The following is a 226-nucleotide window of genomic DNA, read 5'->3' as shown; positions in this document are numbered from 1 at the left end:
CATACCTTTCGGTATGTTATCCGTGTGTACAGGGCAGGTTACCCACGCGTTACTCACCCGTCCGCCGCTCACCCCGAAGGGTTCGCTCGACTTGCATGTGTTAGGCACGCCGCCAGCGTTCATCCTGAGCCAGGATCAAACTCTCAAATATAATTTAAAAAGTTGTCCATCGCTCAGCTAATCATTATCTGAATATCTGGCTTGGTTGTTTGTTGTTTAATTCTTT

The organism is Paraclostridium sordellii, assembly GCF_000953675.1.
GTDB lineage: Bacteria > Bacillota > Clostridia > Peptostreptococcales > Peptostreptococcaceae > Paraclostridium > Paraclostridium sordellii.
The sequence above is the reverse complement of the archived record's forward strand: the minus strand, read 5'-3'. Positions refer to the sequence as shown.